We start from the raw sequence: 25,616 nt of genomic DNA on the forward strand, positions 1-25,616 counted from the left end.
ATCTCTGTAAATCCAACTATTTGAAAGGCAGGACGCTAAAATGATTAGGATGATCTTTGTATTATTTTTAACTTTTCTAACGATGAAAACTTTCGCGGCAGAAACGGATCTTTATAATTTTTCATGGCTTGATAAAGATAAAGAAATTTATGTTTTACAAAATCGTAAATTTAAAAAAGTAAATCGTTTCTACGTTAGTGGAGGTTTTGGGAAAACACTATCAGGTGCTTTCGTTGATTCTACATCTCTACAATTAAGAGCTGGTTATTTCTTTCATGAAGAGTGGGGGGCAGAGTTTATTTACGCTTCTAACTCAGGTGAAGAAAATGATACGGCCGCTTCAGTACGTAATAGTAATGGAGGAGGAAGTGGGTCTATTCCATTTCGTCGCATTGTAAATGATTACATCGGTGCGATGGCCCTGTGGTCACCATTTTATTCAAAAATTAATACATTTAACTCTATTGTCTATGTTGATTGGATCTTCGGTCTTGGTTTTGCAAAACTGAACGAAACAAATAATGGTCCTGAAGTTAGAGCTGGTTCACCAAACCCTGGCCTAACGGTTGATGAGTCGCATACTGGATTAATGTGGAATGTTTCATCTAAGTTTTATGTAAACACTTCTTGGAGTGTTAGAGCAGATATTAACGGAATCTTATATCAAGCGGCACCTGCTAGAGAAGCGGGATCAGAGTCAGATCAACTATATTCAAATATTGATCTAACTTTTTCTGTTCAATTTGATATTTAAGGGAAGCTGTTGTGTTAAAGAAATCGATCATTGCATTTTTACTCATGGGGCAAGTCTTTGCTCTCGAGTCTATTTGGACAGACTTAACCAAATCTCGAAATCGCATCGCACGATATCCCCATATTATTAAACTCCTAATCGAAAAGGAAATGTATCATACTGCTGTTCCATATGTGAAAGAGTACTTGGTTACATATAAGGGACGTACTAATAAAGACTTTGAAAGACTTTTTGAAAAGGTTGTCTCTAAAGTAGGTGATAGACAATTTGTTCTTTTACCTGAGCAATATCTTAGCAAGATTGATTCTCCGACTTTAAAGTACTTACTTGCAAAAAAACTATTAAAGAGAAGAAAGTATAAAGAGGCTCTACAAACATTAAATGGAACGATTCCAGCAGGGCATCCTGTAAAAGCATTCTCTCTTCACCTTGAAGGGATGGCGTTTACAATGCAACGAGGTTTCCGCGCCGCTATTTCAGCTTTTGAAAGATGTGTTGATATGTCCACTTCAAGTGATGATGAGGTGAGGGCCAGACAATTACAAATAAATCATGACTATTGTTTAGCAGGTATTGCTCGTGTTAAATATGAGCAGAAAAAGTTAGATGATGCAGAATTATCATTCATTGATGTCGATAAGAGATCATATATTTGGCCTGAGCTTCTAATTGAGGAGGCTTGGAATAGTTATTACAAGGGTGACTACAATAGAACGCTTGGTAAGTTAGTTACATATAAAGCACCGGTACTTAACTATATAGTTAATCCAGAAATTAATGTTTTAAAGGCTTTGAGTTATTTTAAACTTTGTTTATACGATGATATGTCTAAGATTATTGATGATCACTATGCGGAGTTTGATAAATCTAAACAAGTCATTGATAAGATGATTGCCCGTAAGCATTCTCTTGAATGGTATTTTAACTTTATTAATTCATTTGTTGATGGAAAGAAATACTATGATCCTTTAACAAATAAAGTTCTTAGAAATGTTTCTAAAGACCCAGCATTTATACAGCTTTTTCAAAGTTATAAAGCTGGCTTAAGAGAAATATCAAATATCAAAAAAGTACGTAATCGTCGTCTTAGAAAGATTCTTGCTATAAACCTTAAAGACTCTCTGATGCTTCAACAAAAACTTATTGGTTCATATACTAAGAGAACATTTAAGTTAGTTTCAGCACAACTTGAAAAGTCATTCATTGGTCTAAGTTATTTAAGGCTTGAAGCTTTAAATGCAAGAAAGGCTAAGTTGTATAGTGGGATTGCTGATACAGGTGCACGTGGCGATATTAAATATTTAAAAAGAAATTCGAAGCAATACTTTTGGTCATTTAACGGTGAGTTTTGGGCCGATGAAATGGGTGACTATGTATTTGCTCTTCGATCGGAGTGTCAATAATGATTAAAGTATTATTACTAGCATCTCTTATAAGCTTCAGTTCCTATGGAATTAAATTAAGTCCAAAAAGGGACCGTATCGTCTCTGTTATCGATATGGAACTTAAAGAAATTAGTAGAATGAAGCGTTATACAAAGAGGGATAATACTTTAGATCTTAGAATGGCCGAACTAAACCTTGAAAAAGGTCGTATCATTCGTGAACAAGAAAATGAAAACTTTTTTAAACTAACTCCAAAACAAAAGAATCAAATCGATAGAAAAAAGTTTTTTTCTGTTTCTGACTCATACTATAAGAAAGCTCGTGGAATAGGTATTTCTATTTTAAAGAAAAAACCTAACAGAAGGGCCCGCTCTCATATCTACTACATTCTTGCTTATAATGAATTAGAGAATGTAAACATGGAAGATGCAAAGTCGTTATTTGTAAAATCAGTAAGATCAGCTCCCAAAGGTGACTTCATCGAAACTAAGTCTCGACTTGCTCTAGGTGATATTTACTATCGTGAAGGTGATTTTAATAAATCTAGACAGTATTACAATACAGCAATTGGTAAAATTAGAGACGATAAATGGTATACGAAGTATCTTTATAACCTTGCATGGTCAAACTTTAGGGTAGGGCGAAAAAATACTGCGGTAAAGCAAATGGAGCAGGTTTTTGAACTTTCTAAAAGTCCTAAATATATAGATAAACAAGATATGGCATCACGTGATGTCGGTTATTTCTACGCAGAAAGCGGTAAAACAAATAAGGCCCTGAAGTTTTATCAGAATCAAAATACAGATGCCGAGAAAAACTTCTATGACATGGGAATGATCCTGATAGGAAAACAAAAATATTCTCAAGCTGCAGATATGTTTGGAAGAGCATTCAATGGCAAAAATCCAAAGTATAAAGCAATGTCATTAGTTCAGCTATTAATGATTTACGATAAATATGGGAATAATTCATATTTCCTTAGATATGCAAGAGCGATAACAAAGTCGCCATTAAATGCAGAACAAAAGAAAGAAGCACTATATTTTGTTACGAAAAGAGCGGCACAACTCCAAAAAGAATTAGAGATGTCTCATAATAAGAAGCGTCCCAAGGTAATGAAGTCTAAGGGTAAAACAGCTGCTGAGTTATATTTTATTTCACAACAAATTGATCCTAAGCTAAGTGAAAGAGCACTCTTTTTTGCTGGTGAGTCATATTATGCAGCTAATGAATATCCTGAGGCACTTTATATGTATGATAAAGTCTTATCTACTGCTCAACCAGGTTCAACTTATTATAAAAGATCTCTAGCGGGGATGATGATTGTCCTAAATGATCGTAAGATTTCTAAATCAACACGTAATAAGTATTTTGAAACAATCTTCACAAACTATATCAAAACAGAAGAATCTAAATCGAAAAAGAATAAAGCAGTAGAAAAACTATTTTCTTTCTACGTAGATGAAAAGAAAGATGTTGAAAAAGCAAAACAGACATTCTTTGTGTATGCAAAAGAGAATCCAAGAAATATATCTAAAAATGAAGCAATGATTGGCCGTATTGTAGACATGTATAAAACCCAAAAAAATAAAAAGGGACTTATGTCCTTTGTTGGGGAGCTAAAAGGTCAGGGAATTCCTTTAAAGAGAGGATTTGTAAATCATCTAAATAAGATTATTCTTGTTGCACAATTTTCAGATATTCAAAAGGCCAATAAAAGTGGTGATAAGATCACTGCGTTAAAGGGATATCTTTTCATTTATAAAGATCCAGAAAGTACCGCAGATGCTAAGAGAAACGCTGCTTATAATATTGCCGTTCTTTTTTATGAGTCAGGAAATGTCGGCTTAACTGCTAAATGGTTGGATCGAGCAATTGAGGAAATGACCACTACTGAATTAGTAAAATTCTATGAATCTTTTAATAGTATTATAAGTGAACTATTTTTGAGACAGAGAGTTGCTGATGGAATGTCATTAACACAAAAGTTACTCGGTAAGACATGTGGTATCAATAATAAGAATAAAGAAAAACTTCTAAAGAACTATATCGTTATGGGACTAGCAACTCGTAATGATTCCAAGGCCGTAGCATTTGTTGATCAACAATCAAAATGTCGATTTAATAATTCAACGATGCTAGCTTCTTATGAACAAATCTTTGACTACTATATAGACTTTAAACAAATTACTAATGCAGATAAGATTTATCGTGAAAGATTGTCAGCATATACAAAAAATCTATATCGTAAGTCTGAATATGTTGGAAAGTTAGCAAAGTTATCTCGTGAACAAGGTAATAGCTCTCGTTACAACAATGAGCTTAATTATATTTATCGTAGGGTTAAAAATAAGAAAAAACTTGCAATTGAGACGATCGATGAAGTTGCCCTCGCTGAAGTTGCAGATGTAGAAAGAGCTGTTAATAGCTTTAATGCAATTGAGTTAAGCTTTCCTGAGAATAAATTCAATAACACTATGAAAGGCAAGTTTGCACGTCTTGAAAGTATCCAAAATCAAGTAACAAAGATTGTGGCCATGGGCTCTGGTGAAGCGATGGTTAAGAGTTACTCATTACTTATTAGTTCATATGATAAGTTCTCAAAAGATGTCGCTACTTTTACACCGACTGGGAAGTCTCAGGAATATGTAAACTCTTTTAAGGGAAGTATGCAAAATGTATCAGCAAACCTAGCTTCAAAATCAAGACAATTAAAAAGAGAACTAGATTCTTTGATTAATAAGAATGATGTTCTAACAGTAAACTTTGGAACACTTTCTCGACAGGGGTTAAGCCTTCCATCGATGACAGGTGCTGTCTTAATGGATAAGAGGGGGAATCAGTAATGAAATTTTTTAATATTTCTCTTTTGATATTACTTTTGGCATCATGCGCCTCTGGTGGAAAGACTGTACAGAAATTAGGTGGCGAAGAAGCTGAGCAAATTGAAAACCTATCAAATGAAGATTTTAAACCGAAGAAGCAAGTTCGTTATAATGCTGATGCCGATTATCATCTTATTAATGATCTAGTTGATGATGTTTTAGAGGATGAATCTTTAGATAAGGTGTCTAAGGAAAGATTAGAAAGCATTGATGAGAAGAAAACAGGCCTAGTTGGACTTTGTTATCTTGGAAATACAAAAGAAGGTCTTGCGAAGCTTGACTCTCTTTATGAAAAAAATAAGAAGAATCCTGCATATTGGAATCAGCAGGGGATTTGCTCTTATAAAACAGGTAATAAGAGATTAGCGAAGGTATATTTTAATAAAGCTGTCGCTTTAAATAGTAAGTATATTCCAGCTATTAATAATATTGGTGTTATCTCAGTTGATGAAGGTAAAGATCGCAAGGCCATTGCAGCTTTTAAACAAGTTCTTTTAATTAAGAGAAACAATAAGACAGCAATGTTTAATCTTTCAAATATATACATCAAGTATGGGCTTTATAGTAAATCAACAGCAATGCTTAAGAACTTATATCGCGTTAATAAAAAAGATCGCGATGTGATAAATTCGCTGGTTTATTCTTATTTGTTTGATGGGAAACCTAAGTTTGCTTATACGATTTTAAAAGAAATGAATTCTGATTACTTTGAAATTCCAAGTCTTAAAATCGCTTTATATTATTCTCTAAAACAACTTAAAAGCGAACACGCTAAGAGGGTAAGAGAAGATATCGAAGATATGGATTTAAATGCAAAAGATAAAACAATCTTTCAGCAGATTAAAGGGTTAACAATATGAAAAGAATTATAACAACGGCCTTATTTATCTTGTTGTCACAAGCATCGTTTGGTCAAAAGTCTGTAAACGATAAAGTTATTTATAAGTACAAGAAGTTTGAGAAATTTAATTTAGATGAAATTAGTGTCGATGGTGAGCTGGGTGCTCCTGGCGAAATCACTGTTTCAAGTCGTTATCTTAGACAATTTAAAAATAAACTACCATCGAAACCTAATTTTCATCTTGAAATGATGAAGGGATTAGATCGAATTAGATAGGGAGACCTCGTGGATCAAGGAAGATCATTTTATTTAAAAGGTAAAAAGGATATACGTCTACCTCGTAAGAATAGAATTATCCTAGGGGCAAGTGACTCTTGTGATGTAAGAATGAGAGGGGCAGGAATAGATGATATTCATTGTCTTATTGAATTCGCACAAGATAAGACATCAATATATAGTATGTCGACAAAGAATCCCGTCAAAATAAATAATGAAGAAGTCGTAACGTGTGAACTTAGAGGGGGAGAGACTATTACAATTGGTAATTACTCTTTTACCTTTGGTGAAAGTAGTGAACTACCTCCTCAGCAATTAATACATCCACAAGAAGTTGTTAGAAACTTACCGAAACAACCTAAGTTTAACGATGAAGTCATTCAAAAGAATCAAAAGGATAGTGATTACCAAGTAAATTATCCTTTAAGTATGGATGATAATGTTAAGTTCTCTGAGTATATTTTTGAAGAACCAGATGAGATTTATCCAATCTTTAAATACAGTGTCGATAAAGAAGCTGCTGAAGTAATTATTCTTTTTAATGGAAAGATTGTTGGACTCGATTATATTCCACATAAAGACGGAAAGTATAATCTCGTTGGAATGAACCCACGTGGCAATGATATTGAATTTCCATATTTAGGAAAAAAAGATAAAGTTGAGCTATTAGATATAAAGAAAAATGATGTTGCTGTAGGAAGAATTCCTGGATTTGAACATCGTACATTTTTAAATAATAAAAATGCTAAAAATTCATTACGTCGTGATGATATTCATATTTTTGAAAAAGATAATTTAAAAGTATTTATCAGAGGTACTGAAGCACCTCCAATTGTAAAATCGGCACCAATCTTTAGAAGAGATAAGGAATTAAGAAAGTACCTGATTTTTTGTGTACTAGTATTCGCTGTTTTTATGGGGGGAATGCTTAACTTCCAAGTCGATAAAGAGATTGAGAAAGAGAAAGTTCCTGAAAGAATTGCAAAAATCTTATATAAGCCAAAACAGCTTAGAGTGACTAAAAAGAAAAATGTCATTAAGAAGGAAACACCAAAGAAAGTACAAAAGAAGGCACCAGTTAAGCAAGAGGTTTCAAATACTCCTAAAGAGCAGAAGCCTTCAAAGAGTAGGGGGGACCGAACTGCTAAGGCTTCAAATTCTACTCCAAAAAAAGCTGCTCCTAAGAAGGGACCAACAAATGATAAAAAGGTTGTGAGAAAGTCCAATAAAAAAGCAGGTAAACCTTCTCGAACAACTAAGAAGGCCTCTAAAGTTAAGAAGCTTTCTAATAACAGAAAGAGTAGAGGAAAAGTCGATGTGTATAAGTCACCGTCTTTCACATCTTCAATGAACTCTTTGATGGCAAAGGGCGGATCACTAAGTTCTTTTGCTGATGCTGGTACGACTGAAAGTTTTAAAGATGATAGCAATGCTCTTTCAACGGGTGAGTCGGCCCAAGTTCAAAAGGCTGATGTTAAAGCAGAGGTTGGCTCGCTAAGTAGTAAGACTCGTGGAAAACTTTCTTCTTCGTTTGGTACAGATGGACTAGTTCATAAAAAGAAAGTTTATATTGCTGGTGTCCCTTACCGTGAAGTTATTCTTGGATCAATGGATCGTAATGATATTATGAGAATTCTAATGGAGAACGTTCCTCAATTCCGTTACTGCTACCAAAAGGAATTAGATGTTCAGCAAAAGGCCATTTCAGGTGTTCTTGCTATGGACTTTGTCATTGGTGCATCAGGGAATGTTACAAGAGCTAAGGTGACGAAAGCAGATAAGGCCGTGCCACGCAGTGTTAAGAATTGTGTTGCAAATCACCTTAAAACAATTCAATTTCCAAGACCAAAAGGTGGAGCTGAGGTTGCTGTTCACGTACCTCTTAACCTAAATCCAAGCTCTTACTAAGTATATTTAATCAATATATGATGCCCCTTGTTGTAAATAAGGGGCATATTTTCAGCTATTTAATGAATCCATTACTATTATCAATACTAAATATTCAATCATTGTGATGTGAATGATAGTATCTTGTGGAAATAGACCAACGATAATGAGGTAGGATAATGAAATTTGTTAAATTTTTCTTAATAATGTTTTCTCTTGCAGTTCTTGCAGATGAGAAAGGTCTTGAGATTGCAAAGAAGATGGATGCGGCCAATAAAGGTTATATCGGTGACACATCGACAATGGAGCTTATTTTAGTTGATACAAGTGGCGTTGAGATTGTTAGAGAAATGCTTGGTACATCTGGTGAATTTGAAGGCGTTGATAAAAGTCTTATGGAGTTTAGAAAGCCATTAGATGTAAAAGGGACAAAGCTTTTAACTTGGACATGGAAGAGTTCTGATAAAGATGATGACCAGTGGTTATACTTACCTTCTCTAAGAAGAGTAAAGAAAATCAACTCTCGATCTAAGGGGAGCTCATTTATGGGATCTGAGTTTTCATTCGAAGATATCGGTGGTCAAACAATCGAAAAATATAATTATAATTTCTTAAGTGAAGATAAGAATACTTGGACTCTAGAGCGTAAAGCAAAGGGAAAGAGTTCATATCTAAGAGTTATTCTACATGTATCAAAGAAGTATTTAGCGCCAGTAAAAACTGAGTACTACAACAAAAGAAATGAACATATTAAGACTTCGACAATGAGTGAGTTTAAATCTTACACAGTTGGAAAAAGAAAGATGTGGCGAGCTAACCAAATTGATATGGTTAATTTAAATAATAAGAAGAAATCAATATTTAAATGGAAAAATAGAGTTATTGGTAAGAAAGTAAATGAGAACGATCTTACTAAGAGGAAGTTGAAGTAAATTGAAGAATATATTTTTTACAGTAATTATTGGGGCCCTCTCTCTAGTATCTGAAACTGCATATGCAGATGGCAGGGGAGAGATATCGTTAAATTATCGTTACTATACTCAAAAGAAGTATACTGATGTTTTATTGGGAAATGAGAAACAGCCCACTGATTTGAAGTTTGTTAAGTTAAGTCTTGAGGAACGTGATGATTGGAAAGGGTGGGAATACAATCTTTCTCTAGTTGCTCGTGCCGATGAAAAATATCAAGAAAATAGTTATGTGGACTTTAATGAGTTAAATATTGTACGCAGTCTTGGTAATTGGCAATTCTCTGCTGGTTATCACATGTTCATGTGGTCTCGCTTAGAGGCATATCATGTTGTTGATGTTCTTAACTCGCGCATAAATGATGGAAATATTGAGCGATTTGAAAAGCTTGGTGAGAAATCCATTGTTGCCAGTCATTATACAAGTATCGGTACGATGAAGTTCATCTATATGCCATATTTTACGGAAGGCTTTTATCCTGATCCATTAATGAGAATTTTTGATGGGCTAGAGCCGGTAAGGCAGAATGTCGTTTCAGGAAATGAAGTTAAAAGTAGTGACGAAGAAGATCAGTATAATCAATTCGCAGTTTATTACGCTCATCAGTTTGGAGATCTCGATCTAACTGTATTTGCCATGGATCATATTGATCGAACGAGACCTATTTTTGGCGCTAGACCATCAACACCGACAACGCTTGAAGCATTCTATGTTGATGTTTTAGATATTGGAGCTGCCGCAACATTTTTTTGGGGTGAGCAAACTTTTAAATTTGAATACCTCTACTCTGATTTTAATGCAGATGACTCAGTTGCTATTCTCGATTATACAGGTGGAACGAGAGAAGTTTTTGATTATCAATTAGCTTCTATAGGTCATGAATATACTCATAACTACGCTAATAATTGGAGTTCTAGTTTTTATACTGAATATCAATATGTTCTAGGAGTTGGAAAAGAGAAGAGAGGCCAGGCCCAGATTTTTCAAAATGATCTCTTCATCGGTCATCGTTTTGCTTTAAATGATGCTTATTCAAATGAGTTTACACTTGGGCTGTATATTGACCTTGAAAGAAACGGTGAAGCTTTGTATTACTTAAGCTATGAGAGACGCCTAAATAATGCATGGAAGGCCAAGGTTAACTTTAGAGGAGTTACAATTGGAGATGATGCAGAAAGTGATCGTCGTGGTCTCTATATCCTAGATGGAGATGATGAATTAGGTGTTACCCTAACTCGTTTCTTTTAGATTTATCAAAATAGTATTAATGAAAATAAAAAGGCTCCTTACGGAGCCTTTTTTTATTCTATTCTTGTCCAAGGACAACGAATTTATACTTTTGAAACCCTGCCTCAGCAGCAGTATGCATGAGTTTTTTGATATAGTTGTACTTCAAAGACTTATCAATTACGAGATTAACTATACCAGAGAAATTCTTCGCATTAGGTGTCGTCTTTGCAATATCATCAATTTCTTTCTTTTTGGCCACTAACTCGTTGTAGAGAGGAAGAATTAATCTTCCGCCTTGAGAGTAGAGACGTCCCTTGTAAGTTTCAGTGTTGTGAACTTCTTTGTCATCAACCCAAATGACCTTAGGTGAAACTTGTACAACAACTCCTTGCTCGTTAATTGATTTAGAAACTGAGTGAGGAATTGTAATATCTTTTGGAATATTTAAAATTACACCAGTTGTATCGTAACTTCTAATTAGGAATACAAGTAAGATAACAAGGATATCAAGAAGGGAAGTGATATCAATATCAAGTGGTTCCTTCTTTCTTCTTATTCCTCTATTTCTTATCGAACGTTTTCTCATACTTTACCTATTGTCTTAAGACTGCGTGTCACCAAAGATAATATTATTAAATAACTCAGTGACTTTTGTGTCTTCGCCATTTCTCTTCGTCCAGATCTCTGGATCTGTTTTCTTTAGATCGCGTACTGCATCCATAATCTTAATGAGTTCTTCATAAGTAATATTTGCATTAGGGATAAAGATGACTTCTTTTTCATCAACATAGCTTTTCTTTAATTCGATGAGCTTTTGACGAAGTTTGAAAAGATCATATTCTCCGCTGGCGGTTTTACCTGCGCTGAAGATTCGTCTTTCATTAGGTCCAGAGTGGAGGCTAATATTGCTTTGATTGATCTTTAAAGTAAGATCAAGTCTCTTCTTATCTGTTTTTGGAGGTTGGCTGTTTGAGATAATTGGAACATCAGAGCCAATCTCATAGATTCTAACAAAGTTAGCAGACATAAGAAGGAAGAAGATAAAGATGAAGACCGAATCTAAAATTGGAATTAGATTCAGCCTCTCAACTTTCTTATTCTTATATTTTCGACTCGGTTTTCTATACATAATTAATTTCTTTCTTACTGCTTACTTTCTTCTGTGCTTAGGATATCCATTAGCTTTACAGAATATTCATCGATTTCATTAATGATCTTTTCAGACTTTGAACTTAGAAAAGAGTGAATGATCATAATTGTGATGGCAACAAGTAGACCTAGGAAAGTCGTATTCATCGCTTGTGAGATCCCTTTAGCAAGTAGTTCTGCTTTTTGTGTAGGATCAGCTGCAGCAACAGCTGCGAATGAAGCGATTAGACCTTGAATTGTTCCCAGTAGTCCAAATAGAGTTGAGATATTCGCAATTAACTGAAGATAGTTAAGTCTAAGTTCAACCTTAGGGATAACTTCAAGTGCAGTAGCATCAATTGCATTTTGAATTTGTTCTGGTTTTGCTGACGCTCTTTCAAGTCCACTTCTTAGAACTTTTGGTAGGGCCGCATTCGATCCAGAGCAAACACGTGAAGCACCTTCAACATCATTTGCCATGATGTAGCGACGAAGTTCATTCATAAAAGAAGCTCCATCAACATCAAATTTAAAACTTAATTTAAAGAATCTCTCTAATCCAATTGCCAGACCTACGGCCCAGATGAATAGAATGATCCACATGAAAAGTCCGCCGTTTTGAAAAAAAGCAGCGATTGTGTTTACGGATGATACAGCAGTGCCTTCCATTATATAGCTCCTTAAAATTGTGTACTAACTTAAGATTATTTTAACTCATAATCGCGTCAAATACTTGATTTTAAAGACTTGGAAGTTTGTGCCGGTTTTGTTTGAATTGCTTAGTAGTTTTCTGGGAAAACTTGCCTTTCAATACCTTCAATAAACGTATGAATAATTTTAATGTGCATTTCTTGAATTCGATCAGAAAGATCAGCTTCAATCACAAGAGGGAAGTCCACAAGGTCTTTCATCTTTCCGCCACCTTTTCCAAGTAGGCCAACAACTTTCATTCCCTTTGCGTGAGCCGATTTAACTGCTTCAAGACAATTTGGAGAATTTCCAGAAGTTGAAATTGCAAGAAGAACATCACCCTTGTGTCCATGTGCTTCAACATATTTTGAAAAGATATACTCAAATCCGTAATCGTTTGCAACACAAGTAATGTGTGAAGGATCTGCTACCGCCATTGCTGGCATCGCGGGACGATCTTTACGAAAGCGTCCAGTCAGCTCTTCTGCAAAGTGCATGGCATCGCACATTGAACCACCATTTCCACAGCTTATTACTCGGCCATTATTTTTAATAGCTGAAACCATTTCATCAATTGCATCTTGCATAACTTTGAAATTATCTTCGTTAGCAATAAACTTTGTTAATGTTTCTTGAGCGTGATTAAAAGCGTGAGAAATAAAATCATTCATTATTAGATACCTTTTCGATCCTTGATAAAGATAAAAGAAAAGCCTCTTTGATAGAGGCTTTATATTACATTAATTCTTCTAAAGACTTTTTAATTTCTTCTTTCGTCTGAACACCAACAAGTGTCTTTGTTGCTTGTCCATCTTTGAAGAAAATCATTGTTGGGATCCCACGGATTCCATATTGTTGAGCAAGCTCACCATTATCATCAACGTTAACTTTAACGATGCTTGCACCTTCACCAATTTCTGATGCAACTTCGTCTAGAACTGGCCCTAGAGTTTTACAAGGTCCACACCATTCTGCCCAAAAATCAACTAGAACTGGCTTTGCGTTCTTTAATACATCAGATTCAAAATTTGCTACGTCAGTTTTACCAACAGTACTCATATAATTATCCTCCAGAGCTTTTTTGCTCTTCTTTCTTTCAGTCTACATTTATAACTTAAAATATTATTTTTGGCTATTAGTGATCATCTATTGGTCTATAGAGAAGTTAAAGTATTTCTTTACTTAATATTCCTTATTTGAACGTGGTGCAAAAAATGCCTTGTTTTCTAATAAAATTCATAGGATAAGATATTTATTATGGATAGAAAGTACTTATTGAAGTCGGCCATAAAGGTTGCACGTTTTTCAAGGATATTAGCAAAGGCAATAGACCTATTTATTGTTCTTGTGTTGTCGCTATTTCTCTATCCAATCGGTATTCTTTTTTCCATTGTTTATTTAACATTTGCAGATGCGATCCAAAATGGTCAATCGGTAGGAAAGAAGTTTATTGGCTTTCGCGTTATCTCTCTTGTTGATGGAACACCTTGTTCATTGAAGCAGAGCTTTGTTCGTAATCTGCCTTTTATTATTCCACTTATTTTTGCCATTATTCCAGTTCTGGGTTGGTTTATGGCCGTGATAATTGGTATTCCAATGGTCGGAATTGAATTATATCTTTTATATAAACTAGATTCAGGTCACAGATTAGGTGATGTTATGGCCGATACTACAGTTATGGCCAATGATGACACGATGCTCGCTATTAAAAAGAGACAGGCGAATTGGTTTGAAGATCAAGGAACTCCAACCTAATTAAATACTCTGTTAATTATCTCTTCGAGGTTTTCTTTATCTATATCATTGAAACTTGCTTTCACATCACTATCAATATCTAACACTGAGATTAGCTTTCCATTTTCTAAAACAGGCACAACAATTTCAGACTGGCTCTTAGGATCACAAGTGATGTGATTTTCAATTGCATAAACATCTTCAACAATTTGTGTTTCTAAAGATTGAGCAGCTGTTCCGCACACTCCTTTACCAAATGGAATACGTAAACAGCCAAGAGTTCCTTGATAAGGGCCAACAACGAGTTCAGATTCTTTTGAGTTATCAACATTATAGAACCCACACCAATAAAAGTGTGGAAAAGCCTGCTTTAATACACAAGAGATTGTGGCCATTTTTGCAATTGTATTCGATTCACCTTCGCAAATCGCAAAGATATCTCTTTTTACATTATTATACAGCTCTTGTTTTTGTGCATTGTCCATAACTTGGTCCTATATTAATCATTAACAGATTCAACATAATTGGCTAGATTTATAGCATAAATTGGAGATTATATGTCAAAGAAAAGATTAATCGTCGTCGACGTCAGTAACTTTATATTCCGTGCGTTTTTCGCAATCCGTCCAATGACGGCACCAAATGGTACACCTGTTAATGCAACGTATGGTGTTCTTTCAATGCTTCTTAAAATTATGGCCAATTATAGGCCGACTCATATGCTCTTAGCTCGAGATACATCGGGAGGATCATTTCGTAATGAAATGTATGAAGAGTACAAGGCCAATCGCTCAGAACCACCAGAGGATTTAGTTCCTCAATTTTCTCTTATTAAAGAGTTAATTGATAAAATGGGACTTCTAAATGTTGCAGATGAAAATTATGAAGCTGATGATATTATCGGCTCATCTGTGACTCAGTGGAAGGATGATTTTGATGAAATTCTTATAGCCTCAGGTGATAAGGATTTAATGCAATTTGTAGGTGGCAATATTAAGATGCTGGATACGATGAAAGATGTTACCTACGATGAAAAAGGCGTCTTTGAAAAGATGGGTGTTCGCCCTGACCAAATTGTAGATTACTTATCAATGGTTGGAGATACATCAGATAATATCCCTGGTATGCGTGGGATCGGAGCAAAGGGAGCGGCAAAGCTTCTGGCAGAACACGATACATTAGATAAGTGCTTTGAGATTTCAGATACGTTTAAAGGTAAAAAATTAACAACTGCCTTTACTGAATATGTTGATGATGCAAAATTATCACGTGATTTAATTAAGATTGTTACAGATATCGATTTAAAATGTAAGTCAGAAGATTCCGAATTAAAGTTCTATCCTACAGATGAGTTACTTGCATTCTTAAAAGAGCTTGGAATGAATTCCATGATTAAAAGAATGGAGGATCTAAAGTATCAGCTTTCTATTGCTGATGGTGAAGGTGAAGAAGGTGAAGTCGCATCTCCTTTCGAACATCTAATTGTTGGAAAAGATATTAAAGAAGATGAGTTTAAAAAGTTAATTAAAGAGAGCAAGAAACTTGCAGTGCAGACTGAGTTTGATAGTTCAGATATTCATGCTCGTAATCTCGTGGCCTTAAACCTTTCATTTGATGATAACAAGTCGTACTTTCTCGAAGTTGACCAAAAGAATGAAAAAGAATACTTAGAGTTAATTTATAGTGATGACTCAAAAGAAGTTTATAGTGAACATTCAAAGAGGGATTATTCGCATTTATTCAGGCATAAGGTTTCATTTAAGGCAAAGAATTTCGATATCGTTCAAGCCCATTATAATGTAAGTCCAAGTATGAGGCATAATATTGAGGCTATTTGCACTAATGTAAATGTTAATGTCACAACGCTTGATAAGAAGAATCCATATATAACTTCTCTTGAAACAATTGAAGAAAGATCTACTTATAGTGGCCTTCGCTCAATTGCTATATTTAGACTAGCAAATCTTTTAAAAGAAGAGCTTAAAGAAAAAGAGCTTGTTTCTGTTTATGAAGATATTGATAATAAGCTAATTCCTATTCTTGCAGAGATGGAGTTCGAGGGAGTGTGTCTAAATAAAGAATTCCTTTATGATATGGCGAAAGACTTAGAGGAGAAGCTTTCAGTTATTCAAAAGAAAGTTGATTCATTCTCTGTAAATGACACGATTAATTTAAATTCTCCAAAACAAGTAGGAGAGTTTCTATTTAACGAATTATCATTTCCTGTTGTAAAGAAAACAAAAACTGGCTACTCAACAGACTCTTCGGTTTTAGAAGAACTTGCAGCGAAGAATATAAATGAAGTACCAGGCTTGATTTTACAATATCGTGAACTAGGTAAGATCTTATCAACATACGTTAAGGCTCTTCCTGAAATCGTTAATGAGAAGACTGGAAAGGTGCATACAAGTTTTAATCAGCATGTTGCCCAAACTGGAAGATTATCTAGTGTGAATCCGAATCTTCAAAATATTCCTATTCGTTCAGAAACAGGAAGACTTGTAAGAAAGGCATTTATCGCAACACCTGGAAATATGCTACTAGCTGCCGACTATTCTCAAGTTGAACTAAGAATTCTTGCTCATTACAGTGAAGACCCAACAATGATAAAGGCATTTAATGAGGACAAAGATATTCACGCACAAACAGCAAGTGAAATTAATGATATTGCTTTAGAAGATGTAACTTCGGATGAAAGATCGAAGGCCAAGGCCGTAAACTTCGGTCTAATGTATGGACAATCATCTTTTGGATTGGCCTCAGCACTTAAGATTTCAAGAAAAGATGCTAAGGCCTATATTGAAAAATACTTTGAAAGATTTTCTAAAATTAAGGGCTTCTTAGATGGGCTTAAGGAAGATGCAGAAAAGACAGGGTATTCGATTACAATGTATGGTAGAAAGCGTTTTTTACCAGACATTCACTCTAATAATCGTACGGTAAAAGCAAATGCTGAAAGAATGGCGATTAACTCACCAATTCAAGGTACTGCTGCTGACATAATTAAGTGTGCAATGATTAATATCCATGAAGAAATTCAAAAGCGTGGATTAAAATCGAAAATGCTTCTTCAAGTACACGATGAGCTTATATTTGATGTACCTGAAAACGAATTAAATGAAATGAAGACATTAGTAAAAGAGGGAATGGAAAACGTTGTTAAGCTTAAAGTACCATTAAAAGTTGAGCCTTCTCTTGGTGTTAACTGGTACGACTTAAAATAACTCTAAAATAATAAAGCCGAGTAAACTTCCTCTCCACAGTAAATTAATTGTGGGGAGGAAAACATATTTCCATAGCCTCTTTCAAAGAAAATAATAGCATCATATTCATTTGGACATAAGTTTTGAAATAGGAGCTTTTTGATTTCTTTAGATCTACTTGATACAACATCGTATGGAGTATCGTATTGGATAGTTATGTATTCCTCTTCAAATAAATAATTAATAAATTCATCTGTGCTTATAAGTTCACCACGATGTAGATACGTTGTGATGTCATTAAAGATGAAAGTTGCATTAATAGAGTCAGAAAAACATTCATCGCATATTGATTCGAAAATGATACCTCGACTCGAACCATCAAGACACCCCGGCTCCCTACATTCAAGATGTATTTCTTTTTCAAAATTTTCTGTCCAAACAATATCAAGCTTTATTGCAAAAGCATTTGAGATTGTAAGAAGCATGAATAGAAGTATTAATGCTTTCTTTTGCATTTTGAAAATAGCCTTGTGAAATGTTTATCAATCATGACGGTAAGTTCATTGTTACATTCTTGAACCTTAAACTTATATCCGTTTATAATCTTTTTAGATGCTAGGATTGTTAATTCATTCCTTTGTATGAGTTCGACAGCTGCGAGTTCTTCTTTATCTTTAAGACAATTTCGACCATTTAAAAGAGTTGAACGGCAGCTTTTTGGAATCTCGCCATAGCGTTGGTATGTCGTTTTTAATTTGTTCAGGTCAAGTTCCCATCTTCTTGGAATATTATCAAAATCAGTGAGTCCCTGATAGAGGCTGTATAGTGCCCGAGCGATATAGAAAAATGGACCAAGTTTAGAGTTGAAGTAAGTTAGTGTATTTGAAATACCTTCAAAGTTAATTCTACATGCAGCACATGCCGCGACACCATCTGTTTGTTTATCACTAATATCGGAACCACTGTTGGCGATAATATCACCACCTTGGCGGTCAACACATGCACCCACTGATATTCCTCGAAAGTGATATAGATTTGTAGGGCTTTTATTACTTCCTGTAATTGATACTGCACATGGTACACCAATTAGAGGACCAAATTCAGTAATCAATTCTACATTAACCTTAGATTTTTCATATTCTTTATTAAATTCAATTTGTCCATCTTCGATCATTTTATTAAATGAAGTAACGTAACCAGGAGTTAGACTTACACGTGTGTAAAGTACACCTGGAGTAAACCAGCTCATGAGTCCTTGGCCAATATCGGATACAAATCGAGTCATAACTTGTTTTGTTTTAAAGTAAGGGTCGTAGACTTTACAAGCAACCCTTTCAGCATAGGGATTGAAGAGGTCTGAAGATGGCTGTGAGAATTTTGATTTCCAAAATAAGTCACCATAGTAAGTAGCACGAGATGTTTCAATGATACTGATGATTGATTTTCTTAAACAGTGACTAATTGATCGACAAATAATGTCACCATTTTTGTAGATGATGAAGTCTTGTGAAAGAGCGTCACTTTCATAATGCTTGTCTGGAAAGGTTTCAAATGACTGATCAGCACGAGTTTTGTCAATATACCATTGATGAAAACCTTCATATTCTATTTCAAAACTTTCATCCCAAATCTCTTTTTGCTTAAGACCTTTACAATATGATCTCGTCTCATCCATTAGTTCTTTGTAGTAATCAATGATTTTATTGTAGGGAGAGTCTGTAAAGAGAATGTCGAGATTATCAATTAACTCAGTTCCTTTAAGTCCTTCAATATGCTTTTTCGTAAAACTGAATATATCATCAGATATAACAGATGCCTCTGCACAAAGATAGTAGAGGTCATTTTTAATAATATTTCCATCAAGATTTCGAAAGTAAAAATCTAATTGATCTCTAACTTCTTTTGGATCGAGCCTTTTTCTTACTAGGGTATAAAATGTTAAGGCATCAATTAGCTTGTTTTTTACATAATTCTTAGTCTGTGTTTGGTTTTTGAATATATGTTGAATCCAGGCATCTGCATCATCGTAAGAGCCAAGGTCTAAGATATCTTTATTAACATTAGCAAATGGATCTTTTAATAAATCATTTTGAACGCCTTCTGAAATAGGGGATAGAATATCGAGTTCAAGCGCTTCTTTTTCAAAGTTTCTACGAGAAAACTCGCGGAATGAATTCTCTGCAAGTCTCTTATTATTACAAGTAGGCATGATATCACTACGACATCCATTAGGAGAAAACAGAATATAATCTTGAGTGTTTGAATTGCGAATTATATTTTCATATTTTGTGTTTTCGACTTTCAGATTCTTCATTGCCCATGCAAAGTAGAGTTTCATCGAATTCCAGTAATCAAAGCCAACTTTTTTATCCCAATAACGCTCTTTTATATTTTTAATATCAAATTGATAACCAGCTACTTGTAAGTTCTCAAGTGTATCAATTCCATCCATGCGACATTCGTCTACTGTTTCACCTATGTCGCTAAGTTGTTTTGCAATCCTATTCAGGTCTTGGATACTTGGCTTTTGTCCAAAGAGATTTGCCTGTAATGGGCCAAATTTTTTTACTTTTAAACATTTGTACGTATTACTATCTTTAATGTACTTAGAGTTGAAGTAGTTGCTATCCTCAAAACTGTCATAAAGACGATGCTTTAATCGATGGGAAGAAGTCCAAATATTTTCAATATAATAATTAAGTTGCGGACATTGTAACTTTCCATAACATTCTTTAAGCATTGTTCGGTACTTAACAGGAATATTATTTTCACTATCAAGATGTGGGAGGAGTGGAAGCTGGCCGGAAAGTAATTTCTCATGAATCTCTTGTGTTAGTCTCGTTGTTTTATTTCGAAAGTCTCGTATAAGTTCTTTGGTAATTGTTGCTCTATCTTGTCCTGTCCTATTAGCCAGACGATATGCCGCTTTTGCTGCAATCGTATTGTTTAGAAAAATAAACATGGATCGTGTTGGCTTTTTGGAATCAATGGCACATGAAGCACGATTTCTTAACTGAACCTTACTTAATTCCACATCTAGATCATTAAGATCTAAGTTTTTCCACTCATTCCACTTCGTACCAGCAAGAGTACTTAGTGAGACCCAAAAAATAAAAGCAATTATAAAACCTCTCTTCATAGAGAGGTTTTATAATTTTGAGTTTTTCTTAACAATTAAAGAAAAAGTTAATTATTGATTGCTCTTGCCACAATTTCCTGATTTTCCAATGATTGTCGTATAGAAAAGGATCATTGCTTCATCGGCAGGAGTGAAACCGCGGCGAGTATTGCCATCTGTATCAAGTAGGCCATACATGTAGCGATTAATAGCAATATAAACAGACTTAGGTACTTTGATGCGCTGAGTACATTTCCCATTGTAGTATCTAACGTTAACTCCCCAGTATTCACCATTGATTTGTCCACCGTATCCTCCTGTGTAGATATTCACACCACTACCAGCTTGCTGGTTCATACCCTCTCCGATATTAAATCCTACTTCAAATCCTCCAAATTTATTTTCAGAAGCAAATAAAGTACAAAGACCTTTTCGGCAAGAGACTTTAATGTCTTCTTCAATTTTTAGTAATATCTCTTCATTTGAAAATTTTTCGAATTCAAATTGGTCTTCACCTCCCCCAAACATGTCATCGACATCATTTGCAAATACTGAAGTAGTCATAATCATTAATACTAGTAATAACTTTTTCATTTCATTCTCCTCTTTTAGTAAGTCTTTTTTAGAAATCAATATCCCCAAAGTCATCATCATCCCATCCATCGTCATCTTGGTCTGATCCAGGAGGTTCACACGTGAAATATGGTCCTTTAAAGTTCTGTATTGTTGTTTGATTGTTATGATTAGATATTTTTTTATATGAAACATTTTCAATAATATATTTATCGTTCTTGTCGATATCTATATTAAACTCTAGTGCAAATAATAAACGATGATCTTTTTTAAGAATACATTGCCCATTTTCACAGTAGTCTGTGAAGTATGGTGGCCATACTGTATTTTTAAAGACTCTACTTATTGAGTTAACGGAGTTTTTAACTCCTACATGGTTTTCACCGGTAAACCTAATTGTGTCGAAAACAGGAAAGCTAGGTAAGCTATTATAGCGCTGAATTTCTCCAATTGGATTGATTGAACCAATAGTTTGCCCCTCTCGTGCAATGTTAGGAATTGTATTAGGATTTAAGAGCAGGCGACTTTCAATTTGTCCCTTAAACATCATATAATTATACTCGATATCGTTCATATCGACTTCAAGACGATAGCGTCGGTTTTTTTCAAGAGAGTTTTTGTTAAGAGATATTCCTAAACCACTTATCATTCCGATCCAATCTGCTGGAGCTATACCACCATCAAACCATGACTTTATATACTCTTTCTTTTTTGGGTTTGTGATATCAAAAAGAGCATATTCACTTGCAACTGGTTGGCTGTAATCACATGAAGAAGTGCAAACTCCATTCAAACATTTGGATTCTTCACATTGATTGTTGACCAAAATCGGAGCTTTAATTGTTATAAGTTCATCCGATATTTTGTTTATATTTATTTTTCCTACTGTTGTATTTTTTATTTTCCATTGTGTTGGCCACTTCGGAATATCCTCGTAACGAGATTTATTTGTTGGTACTATAGGATCTGGGTTTTGAGTAAATCTAAATTTTATATCTTCCAAAAACTCAAGTTTTGCAGACCTTCCCGTGGCATCTCCTGCGGCATAAAGTTCAAGTGTTCCCATGATATCTTGTAGTGCAAATTTATTCTCATCGTAGAATTCTTTTTCAAGGCATTTTTGAGCTACTTTTGGAGTAATTTTAAATTGAGAATCTGGCTTTGGTTTAAAAAAGCAGAAAAACCCAAAGAAGTTAGCCCTGTTTTTATCAATGCGATTTAGTTTACAGCCTGGTTGGCCTTCCTCTGGAAGCTCCAATCCTGTTTTTGATTTATCTTCTACATCAAAGCTTACACAATGATTAATAAGATATCTTCTTCTTTGAAGTCTTTTATTTCGATCTTCTTTTTTTAGTCCATTGATTTTTTCGACATTCTCAATTCTACACTGATCTTTGGAGCCAAACGTTAGAGTGTCATTTATACTGAAAGATAAAAACTCATCAGATAATATAAAATTCTCTATACCAATTGCAAACATCATGAACTTTTTTTGGCTTGCAGCCTTTTGACATGAGGATGCTAGAAGAGAGGGCATTTCATCTTGAAAAATACCTTCTTCATCAAAAATCATCGCTTTTTTATCAATTAATGAAAGAGAAACATTAATAGCTTCTGGAGCATTAATATTTACGCATGCATAGCTTCTAAAGCTAATTAAAGTTACTAATATAAGAAGTATTCCTTTCATATTCCCCCCCTCACAAATTGATAAAAAAGGGTGAAGCCTAGACTTCACCCAATAAACTATTTCTTATAATCCGCCATTTAGACTTGTAATTGCTGTGTCAGTACAAATATTTGCACCATGCATTTTCCATCTTCTGACTCGATCAATCATGTTAGGAGAATGTCCGCTTTTTTCTTTGAAAACATAACGAACCACACATCCTCTAAGGTCTGCTGGACCTTGTAGATCTGGAAAGTTAACAGTTGAATTATTAGCAAGAGAAGCTGATGGCCCATCTACGAAAATACTTCCACCATTTTTGTCTTTACAGTATAGAACTGTTTTAACATGTAGATTTGCAAGTGACTGGTAGCTGTGTGCTGACCATACGATTGGTCCATTGTTTAAGTCCCAGTTTAGATCAATAGTAGGAGAACCTGCTAAGTCAGTTGCTGTAACTTTTCTTTCTGCTTTGTAGAATGGAGTTAGAGACTCTTGTTGATTGTTATCTGCATACTTAACAATTTCATCAACATTGATGTTAAATGATTCATCTTGATTTTCAGTTAAGTAATCAATTTGAGTCGCTCTGAAACAAATATCAACAAAGTATTTAGAACCATACTTTTCTGAACCTAGATTGAACGAAAGTTCTTTAAGTCTTGCTGCAAATTTGTTTCCAGTAAAATACTCATCTTCTAATTCATTGTAACTATGAGTTCCAGCGATTACCTCTAGGTCTCTATCGATTCCAAAAGTTGGGTCGCCATGGTCTCTCCATGCTGTATACGTAGCTTTCATTACATCAAGAGTATTGTCGTAATCCCCATCCATATCTCCTGTACATACACAGTCACAGCCTACACCAGTTTGTGGATCACAGTTATTCGATGGTGGAGGAGTTTCTTGTAAGCCAATATCTGCCAATAGACCTGGTCCGTTACCTTGTCCTGGGAATGGGCCATTACCTGGGAATTGACCACCAGTTGCTCCACCGCCTGGGAATGGAAAGCCGCCACCATTTTGACCACTAGTTGGCTGACCAGCTACACCATTGCCATCTGGATTACAAGATTGAAACGTTTCTGGATTGTAGCAAATCTTTCCTCTTTGAGGCTTGTGCTTTAAACCAGCATTACATGGATAAATCGATGCACCAGATGATAGTACATCAAAATCGAATTGTACTCGCGCCGCTTGCGACGAGAATGTTGTTAGAAACATAGCGGATGCTAGTAGAAGTTTCTTCATTACCCTCTCCTTTTTAGTTAGGTTGTTAGACAAAAAATATTGATGAAGAAATTTGTAGCAACCCAATTTTTGAAAGTCGATAGGGGTCAAGGTTAGGAAAGGTGAATTTGACTTTAATTAACTGCCTTTTAAGAATTGCTTAACTAGATTGAAGGTTTTCTTTAGAGACTTCTTCCGATTCTTTCGCTTCTGTAATTTGGTAACCAAATTGTTTGACGATATCTTTTGGGGTTAGGATTCCAATGATTCTTTTTTCATCAAGTCTTGAGACGACCGGTAGACGGGAGATATGGAATCTTTTGAGTCTATGAAGTGCAATATATAAACTCTGATCAGGATAAATCTTTATAATTTTCTTTTCGCAACAATGTTCAATTTTCATTTCACCATTGCCCTTAGCGTGTTGAACTCGAAGCTCTGATGTTGACATCATTCCAAGTAGTCTTCCATTTTTTAAAACGGGAAATCCTTGTAGTTTTGGATTGTGCTCTTCAATATCTTTAAGTGTTTCTGAAACAGATAGACTTGCACCATAGGTAATAATATCTCTAATCATTGCATCTTCAACATGTAGTTGATCAAGAACTTCTAGGTCTTCTTTTGTTGGTAGATGAATTCCATCTTGTGCAGATATTTGTTCATAGATTGATTCGTTCTCTGTTGGTTTTGAAGAGAGCATATAGGCAATGATATTTGCAATCATAAGTGGAAGAATAATATTGTAGTCTCTCGTCAATTCAAAGACGATGAGTATTGAAGTAAATGGAGCTCTAATAACTGTTACAAAAAAAGCTCCCATTCCAACTAATGCATAAGCTCCAGTGTTTGTTGTAATCTCTGGAAAAAAGGCATTGGCAAGTGAACCAATTAAACTCCCAAGAGTTGCTCCCATTAAAAGTGTTGGCATGAATAGACCACCAGATATTCCAGCTGAATAACAAAGTGATGTGGCAAGAAACTTTAGACAGAACATGATAAAGAGAATTTTCGGATCAAGAATTAACGATAGTAGAGTATCTTCAATCGTTCCGTGACCACTACCAATTACGCTAGAGTGAACTTGGGTCATAAGTGCAATGATTAAAAAGACAATCATCATATATGTTAGCTTATGGCTTTTCATATATTTTCGATTAAATTCTCTAAAGGTAAGAACTGACTTCATCCACAGTGGTCCAATAAAGGCACACACAATACCAATTGTTAAATAGAATAATAACTCACGGTGATCATGCATCTTATAATAAAGTTGCTCAAACATGTGAGTTTGTCCTGTTAAGATCTGTCCTGTAACAGAGGCAACAACAGAAGAGATAACAATTGAACCAAGTACTTTTGCGTTTAGATCACCCACAACTTCTTCAAGTGTAAAAACAACAGCGGAAATTGGAGTTGCAAAAGCGGCAGCAATACCACCAGCTGCACCTACGGCAACGAGGGCCTTTATTTTCTTTTTAGAAAGATGAAATGAAAAACCTAAGCGAGATGCAATTCCGGCCGCTATTGTTACAGTCGGTCCTTCTCGTCCAAGTGAAACACCTGAGCCAAGGGCCATTAATGTTGTAATTGTTTTTGCGAAAGTGTCTCTAAGGCTAATTTTTCCATGATCAACAACTAGTGCCGCTCGAACTTTTGGAATTCCAGAACCCTCTGTGAATGGAAACTTTCTTGTGGTTAACCAGCCAGATATAAATAGGGCCACGCCTCCAAGTAGAACGGATTCCCATGTAAAAGTTGAATCAGTTTTTAGTATATGTTGGAGCCAGTGGACTCCTTTTTGAAGGCCTACGGCCACGAAAGCTGATAAAACGCCTGTAATTAGCGTAAGGACAAAAAATGTTCTCTCTTCTGCAGTTTCATCCTGCAGGAATTTGCCTAAAAGTTTTTGGTTAAACTTTAGCTTCATACAGTATTTATCGGTCTCAATCCTTATTTTTATAGGATAACTTGTTAATTTCTCGCAATATCTCATATTCTTAAGATTCCGTGAAGGAAATTGTGCTTGGTGCCATCAAAAAAAGTT

General features: G+C 35.0%; 22 protein-coding genes. 10 read left to right on the forward strand and 12 right to left on the reverse strand.

Annotated features, from left to right (window positions below; all coding sequences use genetic code 11):
* Positions 1-40 precede the first annotated feature (40 nt).
* The 8 genes from ACMAZI_RS10100 (at position 41) to ACMAZI_RS10135 (ending at position 10,245) form a co-directional block, all read left to right on the forward strand.
* On the forward strand, positions 41-754 hold the full coding sequence (locus ACMAZI_RS10100) for an outer membrane beta-barrel domain-containing protein (protein WP_115362201.1): 714 nt from the start codon (positions 41-43) through the stop codon (positions 752-754).
* An 11-nt stretch (positions 755-765) separates the two neighbouring features.
* Positions 766-2,157, forward strand: a complete 1,392-nt coding sequence (locus ACMAZI_RS10105) for a hypothetical protein (protein WP_120404096.1) — start codon at positions 766-768, stop codon at positions 2,155-2,157.
* Positions 2,157-4,985, forward strand: a complete 2,829-nt coding sequence (locus ACMAZI_RS10110) for a tetratricopeptide repeat protein (RefSeq protein WP_334678726.1) — start codon at positions 2,157-2,159, stop codon at positions 4,983-4,985. Before ACMAZI_RS10105 ends, ACMAZI_RS10110 begins: the two co-directional genes overlap by 1 nt.
* Positions 4,985-5,884, forward strand: a complete 900-nt coding sequence (locus tag ACMAZI_RS10115) for a hypothetical protein (protein WP_412474035.1) — start codon at positions 4,985-4,987, stop codon at positions 5,882-5,884. The genes ACMAZI_RS10110 and ACMAZI_RS10115 overlap by 1 nt, the downstream gene beginning before the upstream one ends.
* Positions 5,881-6,141: a hypothetical protein gene (locus ACMAZI_RS10120; protein WP_115362193.1), complete on the forward strand. Its 261-nt coding sequence runs from the start codon at positions 5,881-5,883 to the stop codon at positions 6,139-6,141. Before ACMAZI_RS10115 ends, ACMAZI_RS10120 begins: the two co-directional genes overlap by 4 nt.
* Positions 6,142-6,150: 9 nt before the next feature.
* The gene (locus ACMAZI_RS10125; protein WP_120404098.1) at positions 6,151-8,049 is read left to right on the forward strand and encodes an AgmX/PglI C-terminal domain-containing protein; all 1,899 of its coding nucleotides are present in this window, start codon (positions 6,151-6,153) and stop codon (positions 8,047-8,049) included.
* Between the two features lie 158 nt (positions 8,050-8,207).
* Complete coding sequence (locus tag ACMAZI_RS10130) at positions 8,208-8,960, forward strand: outer membrane lipoprotein-sorting protein (protein ID WP_412474036.1); 753 nt, start codon at positions 8,208-8,210, stop codon at positions 8,958-8,960.
* Between the two features lies 1 nt (position 8,961).
* Entirely contained in the window at positions 8,962-10,245 is a 1,284-nt protein-coding gene (locus ACMAZI_RS10135) for a hypothetical protein (protein ID WP_412474037.1), read from the forward strand.
* A 58-nt stretch (positions 10,246-10,303) separates the two neighbouring features.
* Here ACMAZI_RS10135 and ACMAZI_RS10140 read toward each other — a convergent pair whose 3' ends face one another.
* The 5 genes from ACMAZI_RS10140 to trxA form a co-directional block, all read right to left on the reverse strand.
* Complete coding sequence (locus ACMAZI_RS10140; protein WP_115362184.1) at positions 10,304-10,813, reverse strand: biopolymer transporter ExbD; 510 nt, start codon at positions 10,811-10,813, stop codon at positions 10,304-10,306.
* 15 nt (positions 10,814-10,828) lie between these two features.
* A complete protein-coding gene (locus ACMAZI_RS10145; RefSeq protein WP_115362182.1) occupies positions 10,829-11,356 on the reverse strand; it encodes an ExbD/TolR family protein in 528 nt (175 codons plus the stop codon).
* 14 nt (positions 11,357-11,370) lie between these two features.
* Positions 11,371-12,024, reverse strand: coding sequence for a MotA/TolQ/ExbB proton channel family protein (locus ACMAZI_RS10150; protein WP_115362180.1), 654 nt, complete (start codon positions 12,022-12,024; stop codon positions 11,371-11,373).
* A 110-nt stretch (positions 12,025-12,134) separates the two neighbouring features.
* Entirely contained in the window at positions 12,135-12,716 is a 582-nt protein-coding gene (gmhA, locus tag ACMAZI_RS10155; RefSeq protein WP_115362178.1) for a D-sedoheptulose 7-phosphate isomerase, read from the reverse strand.
* Positions 12,717-12,780: 64 nt separating this feature from the next.
* Complete coding sequence (gene trxA, locus ACMAZI_RS10160; protein ID WP_330220808.1) at positions 12,781-13,119, reverse strand: thioredoxin; 339 nt, start codon at positions 13,117-13,119, stop codon at positions 12,781-12,783.
* Positions 13,120-13,302: 183 nt separating this feature from the next.
* Between trxA and ACMAZI_RS10165 the strand changes: the two genes are divergently transcribed.
* Positions 13,303-13,800 carry an RDD family protein gene (locus ACMAZI_RS10165; RefSeq protein ID WP_115362174.1) on the forward strand — a complete coding sequence of 166 codons (498 nt, stop codon included), beginning with the start codon at positions 13,303-13,305 and terminating at the stop codon, positions 13,798-13,800.
* Here the strand turns inward: ACMAZI_RS10165 and ACMAZI_RS10170 are convergent.
* Complete coding sequence (locus tag ACMAZI_RS10170; RefSeq protein WP_115362172.1) at positions 13,797-14,264, reverse strand: GAF domain-containing protein; 468 nt, start codon at positions 14,262-14,264, stop codon at positions 13,797-13,799. The genes ACMAZI_RS10165 and ACMAZI_RS10170 overlap by 4 nt on opposite strands.
* A gap of 72 nt (positions 14,265-14,336) precedes the next feature.
* Here ACMAZI_RS10170 and polA point away from each other — a divergent pair, with 72 nt between their 5' ends.
* On the forward strand, positions 14,337-17,003 hold the full coding sequence (polA, locus tag ACMAZI_RS10175) for a DNA polymerase I (protein ID WP_412474038.1): 2,667 nt from the start codon (positions 14,337-14,339) through the stop codon (positions 17,001-17,003).
* Positions 17,004-17,005: 2 nt separating this feature from the next.
* On the opposite strand, the gene ACMAZI_RS10180 is transcribed toward polA, so the two are convergent.
* From ACMAZI_RS10180 to ACMAZI_RS10205, 6 genes are all read right to left on the reverse strand, one after another.
* On the reverse strand, positions 17,006-17,497 hold the full coding sequence (locus ACMAZI_RS10180) for a hypothetical protein (RefSeq protein WP_412474039.1): 492 nt from the start codon (positions 17,495-17,497) through the stop codon (positions 17,006-17,008).
* On the reverse strand, positions 17,479-20,121 hold the full coding sequence (locus ACMAZI_RS10185; protein WP_412474040.1) for a hypothetical protein: 2,643 nt from the start codon (positions 20,119-20,121) through the stop codon (positions 17,479-17,481). The genes ACMAZI_RS10180 and ACMAZI_RS10185 overlap by 19 nt, the downstream gene beginning before the upstream one ends.
* A 51-nt stretch (positions 20,122-20,172) precedes the next feature.
* Positions 20,173-20,694, reverse strand: a complete 522-nt coding sequence (locus tag ACMAZI_RS10190) for a hypothetical protein (RefSeq protein WP_412474041.1) — start codon at positions 20,692-20,694, stop codon at positions 20,173-20,175.
* A 28-nt stretch (positions 20,695-20,722) separates the two neighbouring features.
* Positions 20,723-22,363: a hypothetical protein gene (locus tag ACMAZI_RS10195; RefSeq protein ID WP_412474042.1), complete on the reverse strand. Its 1,641-nt coding sequence runs from the start codon at positions 22,361-22,363 to the stop codon at positions 20,723-20,725.
* 63 nt (positions 22,364-22,426) lie between these two features.
* Positions 22,427-23,593, reverse strand: a complete 1,167-nt coding sequence (locus ACMAZI_RS10200; RefSeq protein ID WP_412474043.1) for a hypothetical protein — start codon at positions 23,591-23,593, stop codon at positions 22,427-22,429.
* Positions 23,594-23,732: 139 nt separating this feature from the next.
* The gene (locus tag ACMAZI_RS10205; protein ID WP_158536880.1) at positions 23,733-25,499 is read right to left on the reverse strand and encodes a chloride channel protein; all 1,767 of its coding nucleotides are present in this window, start codon (positions 25,497-25,499) and stop codon (positions 23,733-23,735) included.
* Positions 25,500-25,616 lie beyond the last annotated feature (117 nt).

It is taken from the genome of Halobacteriovorax sp. YZS-3-1 (assembly GCF_047084945.1).
In the GTDB taxonomy this organism is placed as follows: Bacteria; Bdellovibrionota; Bacteriovoracia; order Bacteriovoracales; family Bacteriovoracaceae; genus Halobacteriovorax_A; species Halobacteriovorax_A vibrionivorans.